Consider the following 20,572-nt stretch of genomic DNA (forward strand, 5'->3'; position numbering starts at 1 on the left):
CACTCCATGAAAGTCGGTTTCGCAATCGGCCTTCACCGCCATCTCACGTAATTTCGGCCCCTAAAGCACAAAAGCGACCGACGAATGAGCTGCCTCCCAGTTCCTGGGCCGCACTCTTTGAGACAAGCTAATCGCCCAAGCGGTATCCAAGCCCGCGCACCTCAAAACCATCAAGCCCAGGCATCATAATGTCAAGAATCACAAGATCGGGCTTCACATTGGCGAATTTCTCAAGCGCTTGGCTGCCTGCCACTGCTCCCACGACGTATCTTTTATTACGCTCTAGAACCCTACCGACAGATATGCATCGTAAAAGGGGAAACGCGCCAACAAAGCCGCAATGATGACCACGGCACAGCCGATTACGGAAAACACCGGACCACGCGTGCGCGACGTTGCCAAGCGCAGACCATGCAGCTGAAATGCCAGACCACATATTGCGAGCGCCGCATGAGCGGCAATAAGCCAGCCATAATTTGGGACGAGAGCCGAGGCAAGCGTTACGTTATTGCCGACGGTACCCAAGAAATTCATATGGCATACGAGCAGCACCGTGCCCGCAGCAAGCGCAGCCACAGCTATAAGCAAAAGCGCATAGGGCCACTTTCCCGCACGCACCCGAGCCGCCTGCAGCACCGTTGTGGCCAACGCCGGGCCCGACAACAAAGCCGTCGCGCATAAATTGGCCGGTGTAAGCCACGTATCCCACGTAGGAACCGTGGCGATGGAATACGCGAACGATGTATGGAACAGCATAACAATCACACATACAATCGAGATCGCCAGCAGGCCATTCATCACAGACGCTTTCGGCTTTTCGCGGTAGGAATACATCCACGCCATTCCGGCGAAGAACAAAAACGCCACGGCCGACACCACTTCGTTAGAAAGCGGTGAACGCCCCAGCCCATTAATAGCATGCAACGCGTTCGCCGGCGTGCCCAAATGCGTAGCCGACGCGATGAATCCAGCCCAAGCAATAGCGAGGGGGATGAAAAGAAGGTGCGCAAGCACATCACGCCAATCTCGCGATTGCGAACGATTGACCAGCAGAAACGCCGCCAAGCAGGCAAACGCCACTGCGCCCGCAGGCGCAAGGGCCGTGAAAACAGCCAGCGAAGTAGCGCTGAATCCTCCGTCAAACACGCCTCGAATCCTTTCGTCCACATCCCGCAAAACATGCTAAACGCTCTGAGCATTGACACGCTACGACGCCGATTCCGAGCGACGCCAAGCCGAATTCTCGGCATACGTTAACGATACAGCCTGCGATTGGCGGGCGTTATTCCCAATAGCATTTGCACGTCGGTAATCGTCGCGTGCGCAAGCTGCGCCAAACCTTTGTAGGTTGCAAGGCGAGCGTCGGCCAGCAACAAGTTGAAATAATGCCCCGCCCAGGGCAACATATGGTTGCCGAGTAATTCAGGAAGAAGCTCGCGTTTTTGCAATGCGACTTCGGCGGACAACACAAGGATGCGCCCTATTTGATCTTCGGGAACGTGCTCGTCGTATTTGACGACCACATCATGCTCGCGCATCCAGGCGCGAAGCTCGACCCACGAGCAGCCATAGAGCACTTTGTCGCGATCCAAATAAACCGACCCCCATGGAGCAGCCGCCAAATGACCCGGCCCTACGAATAAGCGCTGATATTCCTGCGCAAGCGAAGCTTCGTCTTCGCTCAAGCCGTCTTCGATAAGCGACGCCGCCTGAGCGCGCATACTCGTTTCACCGGTCGTGCCTTCTTCCGCTTCGGCATCGAACGGCCAGTCGGAAGCAACATCCATCGAGCGAATCGCCGCTAAAGCACGCATCGATGCCTCTTCTTTCGGCGAATAAGCAAAACACGTCCCCAGAAGCTTCGCCGTCGCAGCATATGCCTCGAGAAACTCTGCGTCGCCAAGCAAATCAAGCGTCCCATCCGCCTTCGCGCGCGAATATGATTTTTGTTGCACGTTCATGAGCGCCCCTCCAGCACAGCACTACGAATTTTCGTGATTATTCTCAATTTCCTGCGAGTTCGCAATAAAGCCATCGCCCATGCGCGTCGATTCGCCAGCCGGCGACAGCCTCATATACAAATTCGGGTTCGTGTATTCCGAAGAAGGCAACGGCACCACATCGCTCGTTGTGTCAGTGTGGCGCGCAAGCAAGTCGTCCACCTCGCCGAAGTCGAGCGCACGCAGAGGGCACGCTTCCACGCATATGGGACGCTTGCCCTGCTCCACGCGGCTCGTACACCCATCGCACTTTGAGCTTTGATGCGCTTCAGGATCGATGGACGGGGCATGATACGGACACGCGATAGTGCAATATCCGCAACCGATGCATTTATGCGCGTCGACACATACCAGGCCGAGTTCGTTTTTATGCATGGCACCCGTAGGGCACACGTGCACGCATTCGGGATTGGCGCAGTGATTGCACGCAAGCGACACATGGTAGCAAAACGCTGTGGTTTTCGCAGTGTCATCGGCGGCAAGCTCGCACGATCCGCCCTCGTAATCGATTACACGGCGGTATCTACGACCCACCGAAAGATTATTGAAATCGACGCACGCCATCTCGCACGTGCGGCAACCCGTGCATCGCGAATTGTCGAAGAAAAACCCGTACAAGATTGCCGCACCCCCTTGCGTTATAAAACAGCTTTCCAATAATACGGCAAAAGCCTCGCGCTGATACGCGAGGCTTTCGACCAGCTACCCTTGCTTATGCAAACGTAACTTCCTTCTCGTTCGCCACAGCGCCCGTGGTGTCGCCGACTTCTTTTGCGGCCGGGCAGGCGTTGATGATAACGCTCGGGTTGGTGATGGACGGGTCGGCCATCGGCGCGATGGCGTGCACCGCATCGGGGTGCGCCTTTTTCAGCTCGTCCAAATCGCCCCACTCAAGAGCGCGCAGCGGGCAGGCCTCGACGCAGATGGGGCGCTTGCCCTCGGCGATGCGGTCGCGACACATGTCGCACTTCACGGCCTTGTTCTTTTCCTTCACCAGAATGGGCACGCCAAACGGGCAGGCGTCCACACAGGCGCCCGTACCAGTACATACGTCTTCCTTAATATAGACGATGCCGTCTTCGTCCTTCTCGATCGCACCCGTGGGGCATGCGGCAAAGCACTTCGGGCTTTCGCAGTGATTGCATGCCTCAGACAAGTGATACGCATACGTGGTGGCGGTCACTGTGCCGTCTGCATTCTCGACGAACTCGCCGCCCTCGTAGTCGAACACGCGACGGAAAGCCGCCTCGGTGGACAGGTCGTGATAGTCTTTGCACGCCATTTCGCAGGTACGGCAGCCCGTGCAGCGCGTGCTATCGAAATAAAATCCGTAAGCCATTTTTCAATTCCCCCTCTTTCTTGCTCGCGCTTTACGCCTTAGCAACCTGGACGATCATCGAATGCGCCGGGCCGTTGCCCTTGGCCAGCGGCGTGGGCTTGTAGGTTGTCAGCGTGTTCACGCAACCGCCCTCGTCAATCCTGTCGCCCGACATGTCAGCCTTGTGCCATGCGCCCTGCGGAATGCCAACCGTACCAGGAATAATACGCGGCGTGACTTTGGCTTCGATACGAATCTCGCCCGCAGGGCTCTTAACAGCGAGCATGTCGCCGTTAGCGATACCGCGAGGCGCAGCGTCGGCGGGATTGATCCACAGTTGCTGGCGCGCAACTTGCTCAAGCTCGGGAATGAATCCGTAGGAGCTGTGCGTGCGGCTCTTGTGATGGAAGCCAGTGCAATACAGCGGATACTCATCGGTCGTGGAGCCATAACCCTGGAAGCCCGGAGTGAACACAGGGATGGGATTGATATGCTCGTCTTCGGCGAGCTCCCACGTATCGTTCAGACCGGCAAGCGCCTCGGAGTAAATCTCAATCTTGCCCGACGGCGTGGCCAACGGGTGGCCTTCGGGGTCGTCGCGGAAATCTTTCAGTCCAATGACGGGCTCAAGCTTCGCCTTGTAAACGCCTTGTTCACGAATTTCGTCCCATGTTGGCATTTCGGGATGAGCCTCGCGGCCCTGCTCATAGAGATACTTAACCCAGTCGTCATGTGTACGGCCTTCGGTAAACTCATCTTTCTTACCAAATTTGTCGGCGATGTCGGCGCACACATCGTAGCTGCTACGGCATTCGCCTGGAGCTTCCTGGGCGGGACCGCCGACCGTAACGCCCGTATACCATTCGGAGTAACCCTGAGTCTGCATGTTGAGCTGCTCGGAACGCATGGCATCGGGCAGGAGGATGTCGGCGTATTTCGCAGAATCGGTCATAACGGTATCCCATACCAAAATGAACTCGCATTTGGATTCATCAACAAGAATGTCGTGCGTATGGTTGATATCGTCATGCTGATTGGTCAAACAGTTGCCCGCATAATTCCAGATAAATTTGAAATCGCTCTGAAGCTTTTCAGCGCCCATGATGCCGGCATTGGTTGCGGTCATTTCATGACCGTGGTCGACAGCGTTAACCCACTGATATACAGGGATGGTGGTTTTCACCGGATTCTTCGACGGAAGGCTGCCAACCAGGTATACGGGCGGTTCGGCTTCGCGCTGACCGGTATTGGTGCCAGGCAGGCCAATTTGACCCAACAAAATAGGAAGCATGCAAATAGCGCGCGTGGTGTCTTCGCCATTAGTATGGCGCTGAGGACCCCAGCCCTGGCACACAAACGGAGCTTTTGCGGCAGCCAAGTCGGACGCCAATTGGCGAATGGTATCGACGGGGATTTGCGTAATGGTCGCAGCCCACTCGGGAGTCTTTTCGACCATATCGTAGCCAGTACCCATAATGTAATCTTTGTACGACTTGTTCTGGCCCTTTGCGCTTTCGGGCATAGTATCGTCATCATAACCGACGGTATATTTGTCCAGGAACTCTTTATTCACCTGGCCATTGGCAATCCACTCGTGTGCGATGCCCGCAACAAGCGCGGCATCGGTTCCGGGGCGAATAGGCAGCCATTCATCGGGATGGCCCGACGCGGTTTCATTCATGCGATAGTCGATATTGACGATCTTGCCACCGCGGCCAGTTACGGCCTCGCGAACACGCGCGAAATCCCATACGGCGTTGGCTCCACCCATGCGCGTTTCCGCGGGGCTGTTGCCGAACATCACCACAAGGTCGGAATTCGCTTCAGCCTCGCTAAACGAACTCGCATTTACCGCATCATAGCAGCTGAACGCCGTCGCCGGCTTCCCAAGCGTAACGTGGTTACCATCTTTATCAAGATTCGCGGAGCTGCCGTACATATACGGCATAGCAGCCGAGAGCATGTGCGTAGAGTAGTCGTAACCTTGATTTACATATCCGCCCAAAAGGCTCAACAGGCGCAAGCCCGGCTGCTTGCCCGTCGTGGAATGCATGCCCGTTGCATAGTTTACATAAATGGCTTCATTGCCATAGGTCTCAATGGTGTACTTCAGCTTATCGGCAATGGTCGAAATTGCTTCATCCCAGCTGATTTGCTCAAACTTGCCCTCACCGCGCTTGCCAACGCGCTTCATCGGGTACAGCAGGCGATCGGGGCTGTTCAGCCAACGACGCATGGAGCGACCGCGCAGGCAGGCGCGTGCCTGAAAATCGTCGTCTCCCGTATTGTCGGTTTCCATATACTGCACTTTGCCGTCTTTGGAATGCCACTGGAAAACACAGTTGCCACCACAGTTGACATTGCACTGGCTCCACGCGATGGCCTCGTTTGCTTCAACAGCGGAGCCTTCGCCTTTCTTGTCTCCCGCCGGCGAGCAGCCGAACATTGAGCTAGCGCCCAGTGCGCTTGCGGCCACCGCAGCGCCCGCGAACGACCCCTTTACGAAGTTTCGACGCGTAAAGCCACGCTTCTCATTCTCGCTCATCTTTCCCCCTTCTTTCAGGTTTCCCTTCAAGCCCACATGACATAGGAGCCATGCATCGTGCTGCTACCGTACGGGAAAAGACCAGATGAACGCATCACACCCCACATGTGATTTCGTGCAATTACGCATGCAATGGCAAAATTCAAGGGCATTTGCGCTTGCGCGAGAGCCGATCGATAGGCACACTGAAATGAGCAATCTCTCATTAATCGCATGACATACGCAGGAAGGATTCAGCATGGGGAAATCGACGTTGGCACCGCACGCCTCCGTTGCGGGCTTCGCGATTTTTCTTGTGGTGTATGCAACTCAAATTTGGGGCGGCGTATTCCCGTTTCTGCCGACCGATTTTCAAACGCAAGAAGTCACCCTGACGTTCTACCTTTCGCAGTCGTTGGCGTTTTGCGCATCGTATGTCGCGAGCGCATTTGGATCATACTACGTGCCCTCCGCAGCACGACGAATGCTTGTCACTCTCTCCATCTCACTCGCTTTCATAGGATCATGCTTTATCATCGCGGTCATGTACGTTCCCATGTTCACGCTCGGCCTCATCGTTGCCGGAGGCGCATTCCTCGGCGTGGGATGCGCGGGCATTTTCATGCTTTGGCAACGTTATTTTTCCTCGATTTCTGCACCTGAGTGCAACTGGAGGCTTATCGCTGGAACCGCTTTTGGCTCCCTGCTTTATTTCATGCTCTACTTGATTCCCAATTCACTTACCGCATTTCTCATTCCCGTGGTGCTTCTGCCGATTTGCGCGCTGTGCCTATCTCTTTCGGTGCGCGAGATGGACTTCGACCAATCGATGTTCGAAGATATTCCACGAGAACATCCACAAGTATATGCGCGTATGCTCCACAACTTCTGGCGATCAGCCGGCGGGTTGGGGGCGCTTGCCTTCGCAGCCGGCCTGGCACGAGGCGTTGCCATTGTGGAACCCGATATTCAAATCGCAGTAAACACGACATCCATGGCAGGCGTGCTCATTGCATGCGGTTTTTTGATTGTCGCATGGCGCTGGTTCCCATTCCAATTTAGCCTCAGGTCGGCGTTTCGCGCGGTATATCCCATCATGTTCACAGGCTTACTGCTTTTCCCTTTTGCACAAGGAGCGGGGCTTACGCTCTTCGCCAGCGTCGCATACACAGTATTTTCGATTATGGTGCTCGTCCTCATGATGCAGAGTGCCCAAATCGCACGAGACCGCGGCACAAACCCTGTATTCGCTTATGCATTTTTTGGAGCATGCGCATACGTGCCTCAAGCACTCGGATTCATCTTAGGATGGATAACGCTCGATATCGACGTAACGGGCATAGGGAAAACCGCAATTCTTTCCATGCTCGCCGCATATGCACTCGGCATGTCACTGTATTTTTCGGCAGGCACGCTTTTGGGACCGTCAAAAAACGGAACGCCGCGACGCGATGACCAAATTGAGCTCACAAGCGGAAAGGCATGGAAAGCCCCCGAAGAGGCAATGTTCTCCAAGAGTCCCATAGAAAGCGAAGAAGGAGCCGCAGACGCACCTGTCGGATCTCTCCAACACAGTGGACGACAATCCGACAAAAAGCCCTCAAAAACGCGGCGCCCTATAGGCGATGATGGGCTTGTTATTACTGATCGTCTGTCAAAGCAATGTTTGGTGCTTAAACGAGACTACGGTCTTTCGGCACGCGAAACTGAGGTATGCGAGCTTATCGCTCGTGGACGCAGCGTTGCCGCGATTGCCGAAGAGCTTTTCGTTTCCGAGAATACCGTGCGCACGCATAGCAAACACATCTACACAAAGCTCGATATCCACTCGCGCCAAGAACTTGGCGAACTGCTGAGCACAGTTGATCCCACGCTTTAGCCGCGCAGACAAAACACGCCCGCGAGAATGCCGCGTCAGAAAAGCGGCAAATCCAACACTGCGCCCCCGCGCATTCCATCGCCGCAACCGGCCGCTTCAACAAACCTGTTAAACGCTACGAGCATTTAACAGGTTTGTCGCCGGCAAAACGATTACAGGAAGCTCACCCTTGAACAGGCGGTACACTTGGTTTCGTCAGCCTTCGGCTTGAAGGGGCGACCGCACTTTTCGCATAGCTGAACCGCAAGGTCATGCTCGACTTTCGCAGGAAGCTTGCGCGTGGTTATTTCAGCCCAGCCGCCAATGTTTTCTTCGGGGCAACTCATATAGCACAAACCGCACTGGGTGCAGCGCGACGCGTCATGCACGAACGCCTGGCCAAGCGATATATTGCGCGCGAGCTCTTCGTCGATGGCGGCAAGAGCCGCCTCTTTCGCCTCGTTCAGCGCCTGAGTCGAAGTTCCGGCAGGAGCAGCTTGGTAGGTAAACGAAACCTCGTCGCTCGAATCACTCCCGGAAGGCTCAATAATCACGGGAATTTTACGGCGTTTCACTTCACGCTCGACCTCGCGGCGCTTTTGCTCCGCAGCATATTCGGGAATACGCAGCTCAATCGCGCCATGGGGACACATTTTCGAGCAAATCTCGCATCCGCGGCAATTGCCGTCTTCGGTAAGCGTGAGCCACGTGACTTCGGGGCGTTCTTCCTCGGGAATTTCGCGCAACGTTTCAAGCAAAATGGCGCGGTAGTGCGACACGCGGCCCTGCTCGTCCATATCGGACAGTAGTTCCTCGGCGCCTCGCTTCACGGTAGACATCGCACCCTCGAACGCCGTGCGCTTCGATGCGCCCGAACCCGCATGCGCCCCTTCGGGTACGCGAGAATGAATACGTTTCTTGAATTCCTCCGGGCCAAAAAAGCGTTTCAAGCTGCTGATCAGGTCATGCACGCCTTCGCGAAGATCATCGTTCTGGCATTCGCGGCATGCCTTCACCTTGAGCACCACGGGCTTTTTCAGCGCAAGCGCTGCCACAAGCTCCCACGGAATCGATGCCAAGCAATGCGCGCGAACGTTGGCCTGGCCTTTATGCTGATCGCACGCCACCACCACAACGTCGCCTGCGCTGCCGGCGTTCGCAAGAGCCGTATCGAGGCTCGCCGACGATTCATGGATTGCCTGCGTAGGACACGCCGTAACGCACAGATTGCAATTCGTGCAACCGCGCCAGCTGATTTCCTTTGCGGCGATATCGATGTTTTTCGGGCATGCATCGGCGCAATCGGAACAGGGATATTTGCGCTGCACCGTATTCAAGCAATACTGGTCAAGGCGCATAGGATGGCTCTCGTGGGCAGCATAGCCCAGCGCGTAAAGTGCAACATTATCGACAAGAGCCATGAATCCCCCTTATTCGCGGCCAAAATTATTCGCATACGCGAACCATATGTATGGTAACGCAATACACGCCCCATCGCAGGGTGCATGCGACGCAAGCGACATCAAAAAAAGCTCGATTTGCGCAGGTTCTTCTTCGTTGCTCGACTTCGCCGATTGACAATTGCAGCAAACACCAGGTCAGATCTTCTCAAAATACTGGCGTACTCGTGCCCGCTCCGAAAACCTGCGCAGACCGGGCATTTTTCAAAGCACAATCGAAATCGAATGGCGCCACGGCAAAACGCCTAGAAGGCTTCAACAATGGTGCCGCCGCCAGCCACCGAATCGCCCACGTAGGCAACGAGCGCCTGGCCAGGAGCGGCCGCTTGGCGAGGTTCGAGGTACGCCGCGCGCACCAAGCCATCAGCATCAATTGAGAGTTCGGCAGGAATAGGAGATTGGCGATAATGCGCCTTCACCTGCACGTTCATAGTCTCACCAGCCAAAAGGGGCGGCATAACCCAGTTCCAATTCTTGGCCACGCAGCCTTGCGACGAGAGTTCCGCGCGCGGGCCCACTACTACCTGGTTGGCGGCCATGTTCTTGCCCAGCACAAAATAAGGCTCGGGAGCGCCTCCAATGCAGAGCCCCTTGCGCTGCCCAATGGTATAAGCAACGGCGCCCTTATGCTGGCCAAGCACCTTGCCTTGAGCATCGACGATCTCGCCCGGCTCGTACGACGAGCCGCGGTAGCGTTCCAAAAAGCCCAGATAGTCGCCATCGGGCACGAAGCATATATCTTGGCTATCGTGTTTTTGCGCATTGATGAAGCCTTGTTCTTCGGCGATTTCTCGCACGTGGGCCTTCGTGAAGCTGCCGAGAGGCAGAAGCGTGTGAGCCAATTGGTCTTGTGTCATGAAGGAGAGCACGTAGCTTTGGTCCTTCGTAGCATCAAGGCCGCGCCGCAACTCGAAACGAACGTCATCACTTGCGGGCGCATAATCGCGCGCCCACGAATCGGAACCATCATCAACGCTCGCGGCGCTCGACACATCTTGCCCCGCACGCTCAATTCGAGCGTAATGACCGGTAGCAATGAAATCGCAGCCCAGTTCCTCGGCACGCTGCAAAAGCCTACTGAATTTCATGCGGCGATTGCATTCGATGCACGGATTGGGAGTATGTCCCGCTTCGTACTCTTCCACAAAAGGACGCATGACTTCGTCTTCGAACTCCGCAGAATAATCGAACACGTAATGCGGAATTCCCAGGCGGAACGCAACGTCGCGCGCATCTTCGACGTCATCGAGACTGCAACAGGTATGGCCATCGTTGTTAATGGCATCGTTGTTGTACAGCTTCATGGTAGCGCCGATGCATTCGTAGCCTTGGCTCTGCAGCAGATACGCCGTCACGCTCGAATCGACGCCGCCGCTCATTGCAACAAGCACGCGCCCCTTAGATTTCGCCATATTTATCCTTCTTCATCGGTTCCATTCCGCCGTTTTCGGCTCACGGCAGGCGCAGATATTTTACCGCTTGAGCGACATGGCGATTTCGTGCATTGCGGCAGCCGCGGCGTCTCCATCTTCTTGCGTGGTATCCACAGAAAACGAGAAGCGCACAGCACCTTTCGCGAGCGATTCCGAAACGCCCATAGCGCGCAACACATGGCTAGTTTTCACCGCGCCCGCAGAACAGGCCGACCCCGCCGACGCACACACGCCTCGTGCATCAAGCAGCGGAATAAGAACCTGGTGATCGAGTCCTTCGAAACATACATTCGAAATGCCCGGTACGCGTGGAGCCGCTTTTCCTACGACATATGCACCCTCGATTTGTTCAAGCTGCTCTTCAAGGCGATCGCGCAAACCACGCACGCGAGTTGCATTCTCTTCCACGGTTTCGCACGCTTCTTCGAGCGCCGCAGCCAAGCCTACGATGCCTGGCACGTTTTCCGTGCCCGAACGACGGCCGCGCTCTTGACCGCCGCCGTACACGATAGACTCGGCGCCTTCGCGCGTACGGCATACCAACGCGCCGACTCCCTTGGGGCCATGGAACTTGTGCGCCGAAATCGACAGCATATCGACCCCCAACGCTTCGGCATCGAGGCGCACGTGCCCAGCCGCCTGCACGGCATCGGTATGGAAAAGCGAGCCCGCAGCATGCGCCGCCTGCGCAATTTCGGCAACGGGCTGCAAAACGCCTGTTTCATTGTTCGCCGACATGACGCTCACGAGACACACATCGCCATCGAGAACGGCCTCGATAGCTCGAGCGCTCACGACGCCTGTCTCATCGGGATTGACGAGCGTAATCACAAAGCCCTGGGCCTCCCAATAATCAAGCGCCCTGAGCACTGCAGGATGCTCGATGGACGAGGCAACCATGCGCATTCGATGGGCCCTGCGGCCAAATTCAGCTCCCGTTGCCAATGCCTGATTGTCGGCTTCGGTACCGCCAGAAGTAAAAACGATTTGGCGCGGCGTGCAACCGAGGCATTCCGCAACCGTTGCGCGAGCATTCATCACGGCATGCAGCGCCGTACGCCCCGCCGCGTGCACGCTCCCCGGATTGCCGAAGTCGACACCGAAATACGGCATCATTCGCTCAAGCACGCTTTCGTGCAATGCGGTTGTTGCGGCGTTATCGAGATATATCATAGTTACTTTTCGAAACCTTACATTATTAAGGTACTAGGCATTATTTTTATATCGGTATCTCTTTGATACTTAAAGTTAATTTGCTTCTAGTTTCTTTTAGATACCTACATCCTAAATATATGCGAACATCTTTTAAATACCATCGGCATATTCCATTGTCGGCCACGACCTTGCGTCGGGAGCCTTCTTGATATTGAGACGGTAACACCCACGCGCATCGACCGTCGCAGTATGTGAGCGAATATCTTCCTGCGCAAGCGAGGCGAAAAGACACCCCATTTTCCGCGTGCCCGCAAAGAATTCAGGGTGCCACTGAACCCCCATGATGAACGACCTGTCACGCACCTCAACCGCCTCTACCAGCCCATCAGGGCCATATGCAACAGGGTCGAGCATGGGCGCCACCGTGCGCACTCCCTGATGATGCATGAAATTCGTAGCAAGGCGATCGGTCTCCAAAATGCGGCCCTCTGAAACCCACATATTAACTAGGGATATAGGTTTCTTTATTTCGAGAAATTTGTCAAGGTATAGCTTCCGTAAAAGACCGAAAGAGCCTTACAGCGTTATAGCCTCGCCTGGATTGTCGGGTTCGGCGCCTGTCCATACCGAAATAGCATCCTGCACGCGCGCGGGCCACTCGCGAATATCGTAATAGGCCTGGTCATCATAGGTGCCCGTATCGCTCACCACGCCAACGGCTGACATACCCACGCCTTGCGCATCAAACACCGCGCGATATTGGTGGTATTTCTGCGTGACAATGGCCACGCTTTGCGCGCCATATACATTCGCAACGCGCCACATGGTGTCATACGTGTGATAGCCGCCCCCGTCGCAATAAATCGCCGATTCAGGAACACCCTGCGCAATGGCATAGGCCTTCATCGCGTTTGGTTCGTCGTAATTCGATTCGCGGCCGTCGCCAGACATAACGACAATGGGAGCCACGCCCCTGAAATACAAATCGATTGCCGCATCGACACGCTTTTGCAGAATAGGCGAAAGCGAGCCATCGGGCAGCACGCTCGCCCCAAGTACGACGATAGCGTCGCATGACGCGACCCGGGACTGCTCGTATTTGTCCAACGTCGTAATGGCCGGATTCGCCGACAGCACAACGCACGCATTAATGCCGCCCACGGCGACAATCGCCGCAACCGCAATTGCCAACACGAATTTGAACAAACCTTTAAGCACGCAAACCTCCTTCGTTTCCTGAGCGTCCCATAATAAGCCGCCTTTTCGCGGCCGCGCGAAGTCTCCCAAAAACAAGCAAGCCGCCCCCACAGGAGCGGCTTATAAAAGATGCATTCGCACTAGAAGTCAGCGAGCGGCACACTGGCGGGTGCAGTTCGGGCGTTGAAAATGCCTGTGGCATTTTCAATTCCTGCCTATGCGCCCGAGCGGGCGCGCCCAGCTCAGCTGGGCTCAGCGTACTTCGGTACGCGAGCCGAAGGCTGAACCCAAAATGCGCCGCCAGATTGCCGCGCAGCGTCGGCGCAATACGTCGGCCGTTAGGCCGACGTATTCTTACTTCACAACGATATTCACCAGGCGGCCGGGAATAACGATCTTCTTGACAACCGTCTTGCCCTCAACGGCATTGGCGGCAGCCTCAAACGCCTTGGCGATGATGTCTTCCTCAGCAGAATCGGCGGCAACCGTGATGCGGGCCTTCACCTTGCCGTTGATTTGCACAGCAAGCTCAACCTCATCGGCCTTGGCCTTCTCGGGATCAAACTCGGGCCACGGCTGGTTATGGATGCTGGGCTCGTTGCCAAGCACCGTAGTCCACAGCTCTTCGGCCCAGTGCGGAGCAAACGGAGCAAGCAGCTTCACAATGACTTCGGCAACCTCGTCGCAACCAGCAGCCCACTCGGCGTTGGCAGCGCGCTCTTCGGCGCCGGCAGCACGCAGGAAGTCGTTCGTGCTGTTCACGAGCTCCATGATGGCAGCAATCGCGGTGTTGAAGTTGTTGCGGTCGATGTCATCGGACACTTTGCCCACCACACGATGGCGCTCGCGCATCAACGTCTTGAAGGCGTCGGCGGCATTCAGCTTGGAGCCGCCGTTAAACAGCGTATCCTCGCCCGCCTCGCGCTTCAGGTCGTACACAGCGCGCCACACGCGGTTCAGGAACTTGTACAGGCCCGCAAGGCCGTCTTCATTCCACAGCAGCTCCTTGTCGGGCGGAGCCATGAACAGAATGTAGCAGCGCACGGCATCGGCACCGTAGGCGGCAATCATGTCTTCAGGCGAAATAACGTTGCCCTTCGACTTCGACATAACGTCGCCGTGCTCGTCGAGCACCATGCCCTGGCACAGCAGATTCGTGAACGGTTCATCGAAGTTCAGCATGCCCTCGTCGCGCAGCACCTTCGTGAAGAAGCGGCTGTAGAGCAGGTGCAGAATAGCGTGCTCAATGCCGCCAATGTATTGGTCGACGGGCAGCCACGAGTTCGCCTTATCGGAATCGAACGGGCGCTCGGTGTTATGGGGATCGGTATAGCGCATGTAATACCAGCTCGAGCACGTAAACGTGTCCATGGTATCGGTCTCGCGGCGAGCTTCGCCACCACACTTCGGGCACGTGCACTTCGCGAATTCTTCATGCGTGGCAAGCGTCTCACCAGCGGAAAGATCGATATCCTCGGGAAGGCGCACGGGCAAATCTTCCTCAGGAACGGGCACAACGCCGCATTTCGGGCAATGGATTGCCGGAATGGGATTGCCCCAATAGCGCTGACGAGAAATAAGCCAGTCGCGCAGGCGGAATTCCACCTTGCGACGGCCGCGGCCCATAGCCTCGAGCTCGGCGACGATGGCCGCCTCGCCCTCGGAATGCTTGCCGCCGGTCATGCCGGTGTATTTGCCCGACTGCACAAGCGTGCCTTCAGCAGCGTAGGCCTCGGGCCAATCGACCGAAGTAACCACGCGATTCTGCTCGTCTTTCAGCTGCTCGAACAGCGGGTCGTCATCACCCAAGATGATGGGAATGATGGGCAAATCATATTTGCGAGCGAATTCAAAGTCGCGCTGGTCACCGCATGGAACAGCCATAACGGCACCCGTGCCGTAATCGGCAACGACATAGTCGGCAACCCAGATGGGCAGCTTTTCGCCATTGATGGGATTGACCGCGTAACGGCCGGTGAACTCTCCGTGCTTTTCGTGGTCACCCTGGGCGCGTTGCACCGCGGTGATCTTCTTGGAGGCCTCGACGAGGTCCATAACCGGCTTCTCGTATTCGGTGCCCTCGACAAGCGCCGCAAGACCCTTGTATTCAGGAGCAAGCACGAAGAAGCTCGCGCCAAACAGCGTGTCGGCACGCGTGGTGAACACGGTGATGATGTCGTCTTCAGCGGGCTCGGCGGGCACGTTGCCGTCTTTATCGCACAGCACGAAGTCGACCTCGGCGCCCTCGGAGCGGCCAATCCAGTTGGACTGCTGCTGCTTCACGCGCTCAGGCCAGCCTTCAAGCTGGTCAAGGTCGTCAAGCAATTCCTGCGCATAGTCGGTGATCTTCAGATACCACTGCGTGAGGTCGCGCTTCTCGATTTCAGAATCGCAGCGCCAGCAACGGCCCTCGATAACCTGTTCGTTCGCCAGAACAGTCTGGCAACCCGGGCACCAGTTCACAGGAGAGTTGCGACGCTCGACGAGGCCGCGCTCCCAGAATTTCTCGAAAATCCACTGACCCCAGCGATAGTACTCAGGGTCGCACGCAACAACGGTGCGGTCCCAGTCATAGGAAAAGCCCATGCGCTTAAAGCTGGCCTTCTGGGTTTCGATGTTGGCATACGTCCATTTGGCAGGATGGCTGTGGTGCTTGATGGCAGCATTTTCTGCAGGCAGGCCAAAGGCATCCCAACCCATGGGGTGCAAAACGTCGAAGCCCTTCATGCGATAGTAGCGAGCAATAACGTCGCCAATCGAATAGTTGCGGGCGTGGCCCATGTGAATGTCACCCGAGGGATACGGGAACATTTCCAAGATGTACTTCTTGGGACGCCCGTCTTCTTCATGCACCTTGTTGATGCCGCTTTCTTCCCAAGCCGCTTGCCAACGCGGCTCGATCTCGAGAGGGTTGTATTCCTTCATGTGTGCTCCTGCTAATCCGGAACTTCAGCGCATACGCATGCGCAACGATAATTTGACTATTGTAACGCGCCTTTGCGCTCCGTACAAAAAAACGTCCGCAAACGCGGACGCTAATTCAGCTCAATAGAAAATATTCAAATGAAATTCAACGAGCTCGGGCTTGGATTGAATATGGAACCGCTCGCCAGCCCGCCGTGCGATACGCATTGGGAAACGCATTGATCGAGACCGCCCTTTCTTTACATAGTGTTCCATTGCGTAAAGAAGCGGGCGGCGTAGCCCCTAACGATGCGGGCACTTGCCCCTACAGGAAACGGTAAGAAACGGTGCGCACGCCCCAATCGAAACAGCTGCTCGCGCCAAGGGCCTTCCATACACCAGGCTGCAAATCGAGCGCACGGGAGCCACCGCCCAGGCCACCGCAGTCGTTCACCACGGCGACAACCGTGCGGCCACCATAGCTGATTTCGACCGAGCGCCCAAAATAGGATCGGTAGTTGGGCATAGACATAGGGACAGCCACGCCCATAGAGCTTTCGCTGACGATTGCGCCCGTCGCGGTGTGGGCGCCCAGCGTGCCATCGCTCGTTGAGCCGTAGGCGGAAACAACGCCAGACTGCCAACCCGAGGTGCTCGTATTCGAGGAATTGGAATTGTTCGAGCTTGAACCGTTCGAGTTGCTCGATCCGCTCGACGAGCCGCTTGAAGATTGGTTGCCGGAATTCGACGCAGCGCCGTTGCCAGATTCCTCCGCTTTTTCGGCGGCGCCCTTCGATTCCTCCGCAGGGGCTTGCTCGGTTTGAGATTGGGCTTCCTGCTGGGCCTTCAGCGCTTCAGCCTGCTTTTGCAGCTCGGCCAAACGAGCGGCTTCGGCAGCAGCCTGGGCATCGCTTAAGTGCGCGGTGGCCTGGGCCACGACCTGCTGAGCTTCGGTTTGCTTGGCTTCGGCATCGGAAATGGCCTTGACCTGTTCGTCTTTTTTCTTGTTCAAATCGTCGAGGGCGTCGTTAAGCGTAGCTTCGAGCTGCTTCTGCTCTGCGATTTGACGAGCTTGGTCTTCCTGAATCGCATCGAAATACTGCATGTTATTCACGAGATCAGAGATGCTTTGCGACTCGAGCAATACTTTAATAAGTGAGATGCCGCCTGTTTTGTACTCCTGAGTGGCATAGATGCCAAGCTTGTTTCGACCGGTCTGAGCAGCCGCCTGCGCGTCCATCACGCCCTGAGTGGCCTCATCGATTTGCTGCTGCAATTCCTCTGCCTGCTTAACAAGAGCTTCATGCTCCGAAGCAATTTGAGACATGCGAGCTTCGGCGGCACTGAGCGCGTTCTGGGCGTCACTCACCTCGTCGGCATAGGCGGGTGCGGCGCACGCGAAGGTCAGCGAGCCAGCGGACAGAACGCCCGCGAGCAGCAACGCCGTTATGTTGGAAAAGGTTTTGATATAAACCGCTTTCGTCGTTTTTCTCTACGCCGCCAACCGCGCTCAATGCGCCATTAGCAGTGGCGGAAACCCGCCTTCCTATACCCACGAATCGTGTGGGAAAGAAACACAACCGCCTATTTTGAACAAACTCCCTGGTAAAGTCAATGCGAGTAGTTCACACCCCACATTAGTAACGTTTGCCCATGTAAAAAGCGACCCCGAGGGGTCGCTTTCCGTGCTGTTATTTGTTCAAAACGCAGCTTTTAGCGGACGCGAGAAGCGTACGGCGTCTTGTCTTTCAGCAAAACGTCGTGAGCACCGCCCTCGACGATGGAGGTCGAAGACACGGTAGTGAGCTTCGCCTTGTCGCGGAACTCAGGAATCGTGAGCGCGCCGCAGTTGCACATCGTGGACTTGATCTTGAGCAGCGTAACGGCAATGTTGTCCTTCAGGCTGCCAGCGTAAGGCACGTACGAGTCGACGCCCTCTTCGAAGGAAAGGCTCTTCTTGCCGCCGAGGTCGTAACGGCCCCAGTTGCGAGCGCGGGCAGAACCCTCGCCCCAGTATTCCTTCATGTAGGTGCCGTTGACCATGACTTTGGCCGACGGGGACTCGTCGAAACGCGCGAAGTAACGGCCGAGCATCACGAAGTCGGCGCCCATGGCGAGCGCGAGCGAGATGTGGTGGTCGTACACGATGCCGCCATCAGAGCAGATGGGCACGTAGATGCCGGTCTCCTCGAAGTACTCGTCACGAGCCTTGGCGACTTCGATGGTCGCGGTAGCCTGGCCACGGCCGATACCCTTGGTCTCACGGGTGATGCAGATGGAACCGCCACCGATACCGACCTTGATGAAGTCGGCGCCAGCCTCGGCGAGGAAGCGGAAGCCTTCGCGGTCGACAACGTTGCCGGCACCGATTTTCACATCGTTGCCGTAGTGCTCGCGCACCCATTCGATGGTCATCTTCTGCCAGTCAGAATAGCCCTCGGAAGAGTCGATGCACAAAACGTCGGCGCCAGCCTCGACCAGAGCGGGAACACGCTCGGCGTAGTCGCGGGAGTTGATGCCCGCGCCAACCAGGTAGCGCTTCTCGTTGTCGAGCAGCTCGAGCGGGTTTTCCTTATGGGTGTCGTAGTCTTGACGGAACACGAGGTAGCACAGGTTATCGTTCGCGTCGACGATAGGCAGGCTGTTGAGCTTGTGATCCCAGATGATGTCGTTGGCTTCCTTGAGCGAGGTGCCTTCGGTAGCAACCACGAGATTCTCGCGGGGAGTCATGAACTCGGAAACCTTGGTGTCGAGCGACATGCGCGAAAGGCGATAGTCGCGCTCGGTAACGATGCCGAGCAGCTTGCCGCCAGCCTGGCCGTTATCGGTGACGGGCATGGTGGAATGGCCGGTTTGCTCCTTCAGGGCGACGACTTCCTCGAGCGTGGTGTCGGGCGAAAGGTTGGTGTCGGAAACGACGAAGCCGGCCTTGTACGCCTTCACGCGAGCGACCATGGCCGCTTCGCTCTCGATGGTCTGGTTGCCGTAAATAAACGAAATGCCACCTTCAGTGGCGAGGGCAACAGCCATGTGGTCGTCAGAAACAGCGGCCATAATTGCCGACACCATGGGGATGTTCAGCGAAATGGGGCACTCTTCCTGACCCTTGCGGTAACGCACCAGCGGCGTTTTCAAGTCAACCTTCGCAGGGATGCAGGACGCCGGGGTGTGGCCCGGGACCAGCAAATACTCATTGAACGTACGCGAGGGTTCCTCGTAGTAGAACGCCATCTGATGTCTCCTTCGGTTTGTGTGTTTTCCGGAACGTTAACGGAATATTATATGCGCCCCCAACGCGCGAATGCCATAGCTCCAAACAAATTCAAAGGACGCACGAAACTGAAGGGCGGGATGCAGCAATAAGGCGACGAAACGACACTGGCCAAGGGCGAAAGGCAAGAAAACGCCCATGAGCGGTTATTCATCGAATTCCGCCCAAATGATCTCGTCGATTTTGGACAGCACGCCGAGTCGACGGTGACACCTACAGCATTCAGCCACGAAAACCCCTCACACTACAACTCAACCACGCTTTCGGCGTGGACCCTTACTGGTAATTCTCCAGGATTGCCGATAGGTATCCCGCATATGCCTGGCGCAACGACTGCGGCTCTTCGATTTGCACGCTCGACCCGAACGTCGCGAGCCACCCGTAAAACGTGGGCGCGGCCATAACCGTCACGCACACGCGCGCCCAACCGTCTTCCGCAGGCAGCACTTCGACATCTTTACCGAAACGGTCGACAATCGCACTCATCACAGACCCGCGCACGAGCAGCGTGACACCGACCGATTCGCCATGGAACATGCCGAATACACGCTGCTGATGCTTGGCCACGTCAAATGATGATATCTCATCGTTGCGCGTGGCCGTTTCACTCGACACCTCGAGGTTCTGCATTCTATCGACGCGGTAATGAGTGAAACCGGCGTATTTGTCATTCCATACAATGAGATAGTATTCATCGTCCATATATGCAAGCTGAACAGGGGTTTCTTTATATATCTCGCTTCCATCCCCATGCTTGCTCGTAACGCGCTTCTTATGCTCGTCGTATTTGAAATAGCGGAATTCGATTTTGCGGCGAAGCGATATCGCGCGCTGAATGGCGTCGATGTTGTAGAACACCGACTCGTTTTGGCTCTTGATACGGCCCTCGACGTGCACCTGCTTTCGCAGGTTTTCGTCCATGTATTTGCTGCCGAGCTTTCCGATGCCTTCGACGAGGGAGCGACTCTTGCTTTCGGTAAGGAATTTCGACGACTGCACGGCATCGGCCAGAAGCAGCAGCTCTTGCTCTTGGAAATCGCGCGTGGCCAAGCCGTATTCGACGGGCGCGCGATTGTACTTCAGAATGTTGTAGCCGAATGCACGCAAACAATCGATATCACGATACAAGGTTTTACGTTCGACATTCACGCCGACCTCGGCGAGCTTTCCGATGATTTGCGGCGCGGTAAGGCCGTGACCGTCGTCGGTCTCGCGCTCGAAAATGCGAGCCAAATGCAACAGCTTCAATTTGCTTGCGACAACTTCGGCCATGTTCGCTCCAATCGCCAACGCCCATGCTTTGCTCGAAACAATTATATTCCGAAAAAGAAGATGAGTGTCCCTTGTGGTGTACACACCGAAGAAGGCTTTCGGTTAAGACCATTCTGTTTCGTTTCGCCGCCGACACGCCGCCGCGCCCATTCCCTTCTATAATGCGCTTGTGAGAATTCC

16 protein-coding genes are annotated in these 20,572 nt (G+C 56.2%); 1 reads left to right on the forward strand and 15 read right to left on the reverse strand.

Annotated elements, in window-relative coordinates; genetic code table 11:
• Positions 1–127: 127 nt before the first annotated feature.
• The 6 genes from DMP05_RS10195 to DMP05_RS07925 form a co-directional block, all read right to left on the reverse strand.
• Positions 128–262, reverse strand: coding sequence for a response regulator (locus tag DMP05_RS10195; protein ID WP_280176486.1), 135 nt, complete (start codon positions 260–262; stop codon positions 128–130).
• 20 nt (positions 263–282) lie between these two features.
• Positions 283–1,146, reverse strand: coding sequence for a dimethyl sulfoxide reductase anchor subunit family protein (locus DMP05_RS10200; RefSeq protein WP_123219935.1), 864 nt, complete (start codon positions 1,144–1,146; stop codon positions 283–285).
• Between the two features lie 107 nt (positions 1,147–1,253).
• Positions 1,254–1,961 carry a Tat proofreading chaperone DmsD gene (dmsD, locus tag DMP05_RS07910; RefSeq protein ID WP_123219936.1) on the reverse strand — a complete coding sequence of 236 codons (708 nt, stop codon included), beginning with the start codon at positions 1,959–1,961 and terminating at the stop codon, positions 1,254–1,256.
• Positions 1,962–1,982: 21 nt separating this feature from the next.
• Positions 1,983–2,618 (reverse strand): 4Fe-4S dicluster domain-containing protein, encoded by a 636-nt coding sequence (locus tag DMP05_RS07915; RefSeq protein ID WP_311718467.1) that lies wholly within the window; start codon positions 2,616–2,618, stop codon positions 1,983–1,985.
• Positions 2,619–2,712: 94 nt separating this feature from the next.
• On the reverse strand, positions 2,713–3,339 hold the full coding sequence (locus DMP05_RS07920) for a 4Fe-4S dicluster domain-containing protein (protein ID WP_123219937.1): 627 nt from the start codon (positions 3,337–3,339) through the stop codon (positions 2,713–2,715).
• Positions 3,340–3,370: 31 nt separating this feature from the next.
• Entirely contained in the window at positions 3,371–5,863 is a 2,493-nt protein-coding gene (locus DMP05_RS07925) for a DMSO/selenate family reductase complex A subunit (protein ID WP_123219938.1), read from the reverse strand.
• Between the two features lie 238 nt (positions 5,864–6,101).
• Between DMP05_RS07925 and DMP05_RS07930 the strand changes: the two genes are divergently transcribed.
• The gene (locus tag DMP05_RS07930; RefSeq protein ID WP_123219939.1) at positions 6,102–7,721 is read left to right on the forward strand and encodes a helix-turn-helix domain-containing protein; all 1,620 of its coding nucleotides are present in this window, start codon (positions 6,102–6,104) and stop codon (positions 7,719–7,721) included.
• A gap of 152 nt (positions 7,722–7,873) precedes the next feature.
• Here the strand turns inward: DMP05_RS07930 and DMP05_RS07935 are convergent, their stop codons facing one another.
• The 9 genes from DMP05_RS07935 to DMP05_RS07975 all read right to left on the reverse strand — a co-directional run bounded on the left by DMP05_RS07935 (position 7,874) and on the right by DMP05_RS07975 (position 20,392).
• Entirely contained in the window at positions 7,874–9,121 is a 1,248-nt protein-coding gene (locus DMP05_RS07935; RefSeq protein ID WP_123219940.1) for a 4Fe-4S binding protein, read from the reverse strand.
• Positions 9,122–9,405: 284 nt separating this feature from the next.
• A complete protein-coding gene (mnmA, locus tag DMP05_RS07940) occupies positions 9,406–10,572 on the reverse strand; it encodes a tRNA 2-thiouridine(34) synthase MnmA (RefSeq protein WP_123219941.1) in 1,167 nt (388 codons plus the stop codon).
• Between the two features lie 60 nt (positions 10,573–10,632).
• On the reverse strand, positions 10,633–11,766 hold the full coding sequence (locus DMP05_RS07945) for a cysteine desulfurase family protein (RefSeq protein WP_123219942.1): 1,134 nt from the start codon (positions 11,764–11,766) through the stop codon (positions 10,633–10,635).
• Between the two features lie 132 nt (positions 11,767–11,898).
• Complete coding sequence (locus tag DMP05_RS07950; RefSeq protein WP_161957506.1) at positions 11,899–12,225, reverse strand: gamma-glutamyl-gamma-aminobutyrate hydrolase family protein; 327 nt, start codon at positions 12,223–12,225, stop codon at positions 11,899–11,901.
• Positions 12,226–12,324: 99 nt separating this feature from the next.
• Positions 12,325–12,966, reverse strand: a complete 642-nt coding sequence (locus DMP05_RS07955) for a SanA/YdcF family protein (protein ID WP_123219944.1) — start codon at positions 12,964–12,966, stop codon at positions 12,325–12,327.
• 333 nt (positions 12,967–13,299) lie between these two features.
• Entirely contained in the window at positions 13,300–15,870 is a 2,571-nt protein-coding gene (gene leuS / locus DMP05_RS07960) for a leucine--tRNA ligase (protein ID WP_123219945.1), read from the reverse strand.
• 304 nt (positions 15,871–16,174) lie between these two features.
• A complete protein-coding gene (locus DMP05_RS07965) occupies positions 16,175–17,290 on the reverse strand; it encodes a coiled-coil domain-containing protein (protein ID WP_244595097.1) in 1,116 nt (371 codons plus the stop codon).
• A gap of 272 nt (positions 17,291–17,562) precedes the next feature.
• Complete coding sequence (locus DMP05_RS07970) at positions 17,563–19,080, reverse strand: IMP dehydrogenase (protein ID WP_114614554.1); 1,518 nt, start codon at positions 19,078–19,080, stop codon at positions 17,563–17,565.
• A gap of 316 nt (positions 19,081–19,396) precedes the next feature.
• Complete coding sequence (locus tag DMP05_RS07975; protein ID WP_123219968.1) at positions 19,397–20,392, reverse strand: helix-turn-helix transcriptional regulator; 996 nt, start codon at positions 20,390–20,392, stop codon at positions 19,397–19,399.
• Between the last annotated feature and the right edge of the window lie 180 nt (positions 20,393–20,572).

Origin of the sequence: Slackia isoflavoniconvertens (assembly GCF_003725955.1) — a bacterium.
Taxonomy (GTDB): Bacteria; Actinomycetota; Coriobacteriia; order Coriobacteriales; family Eggerthellaceae; genus Slackia; species Slackia isoflavoniconvertens.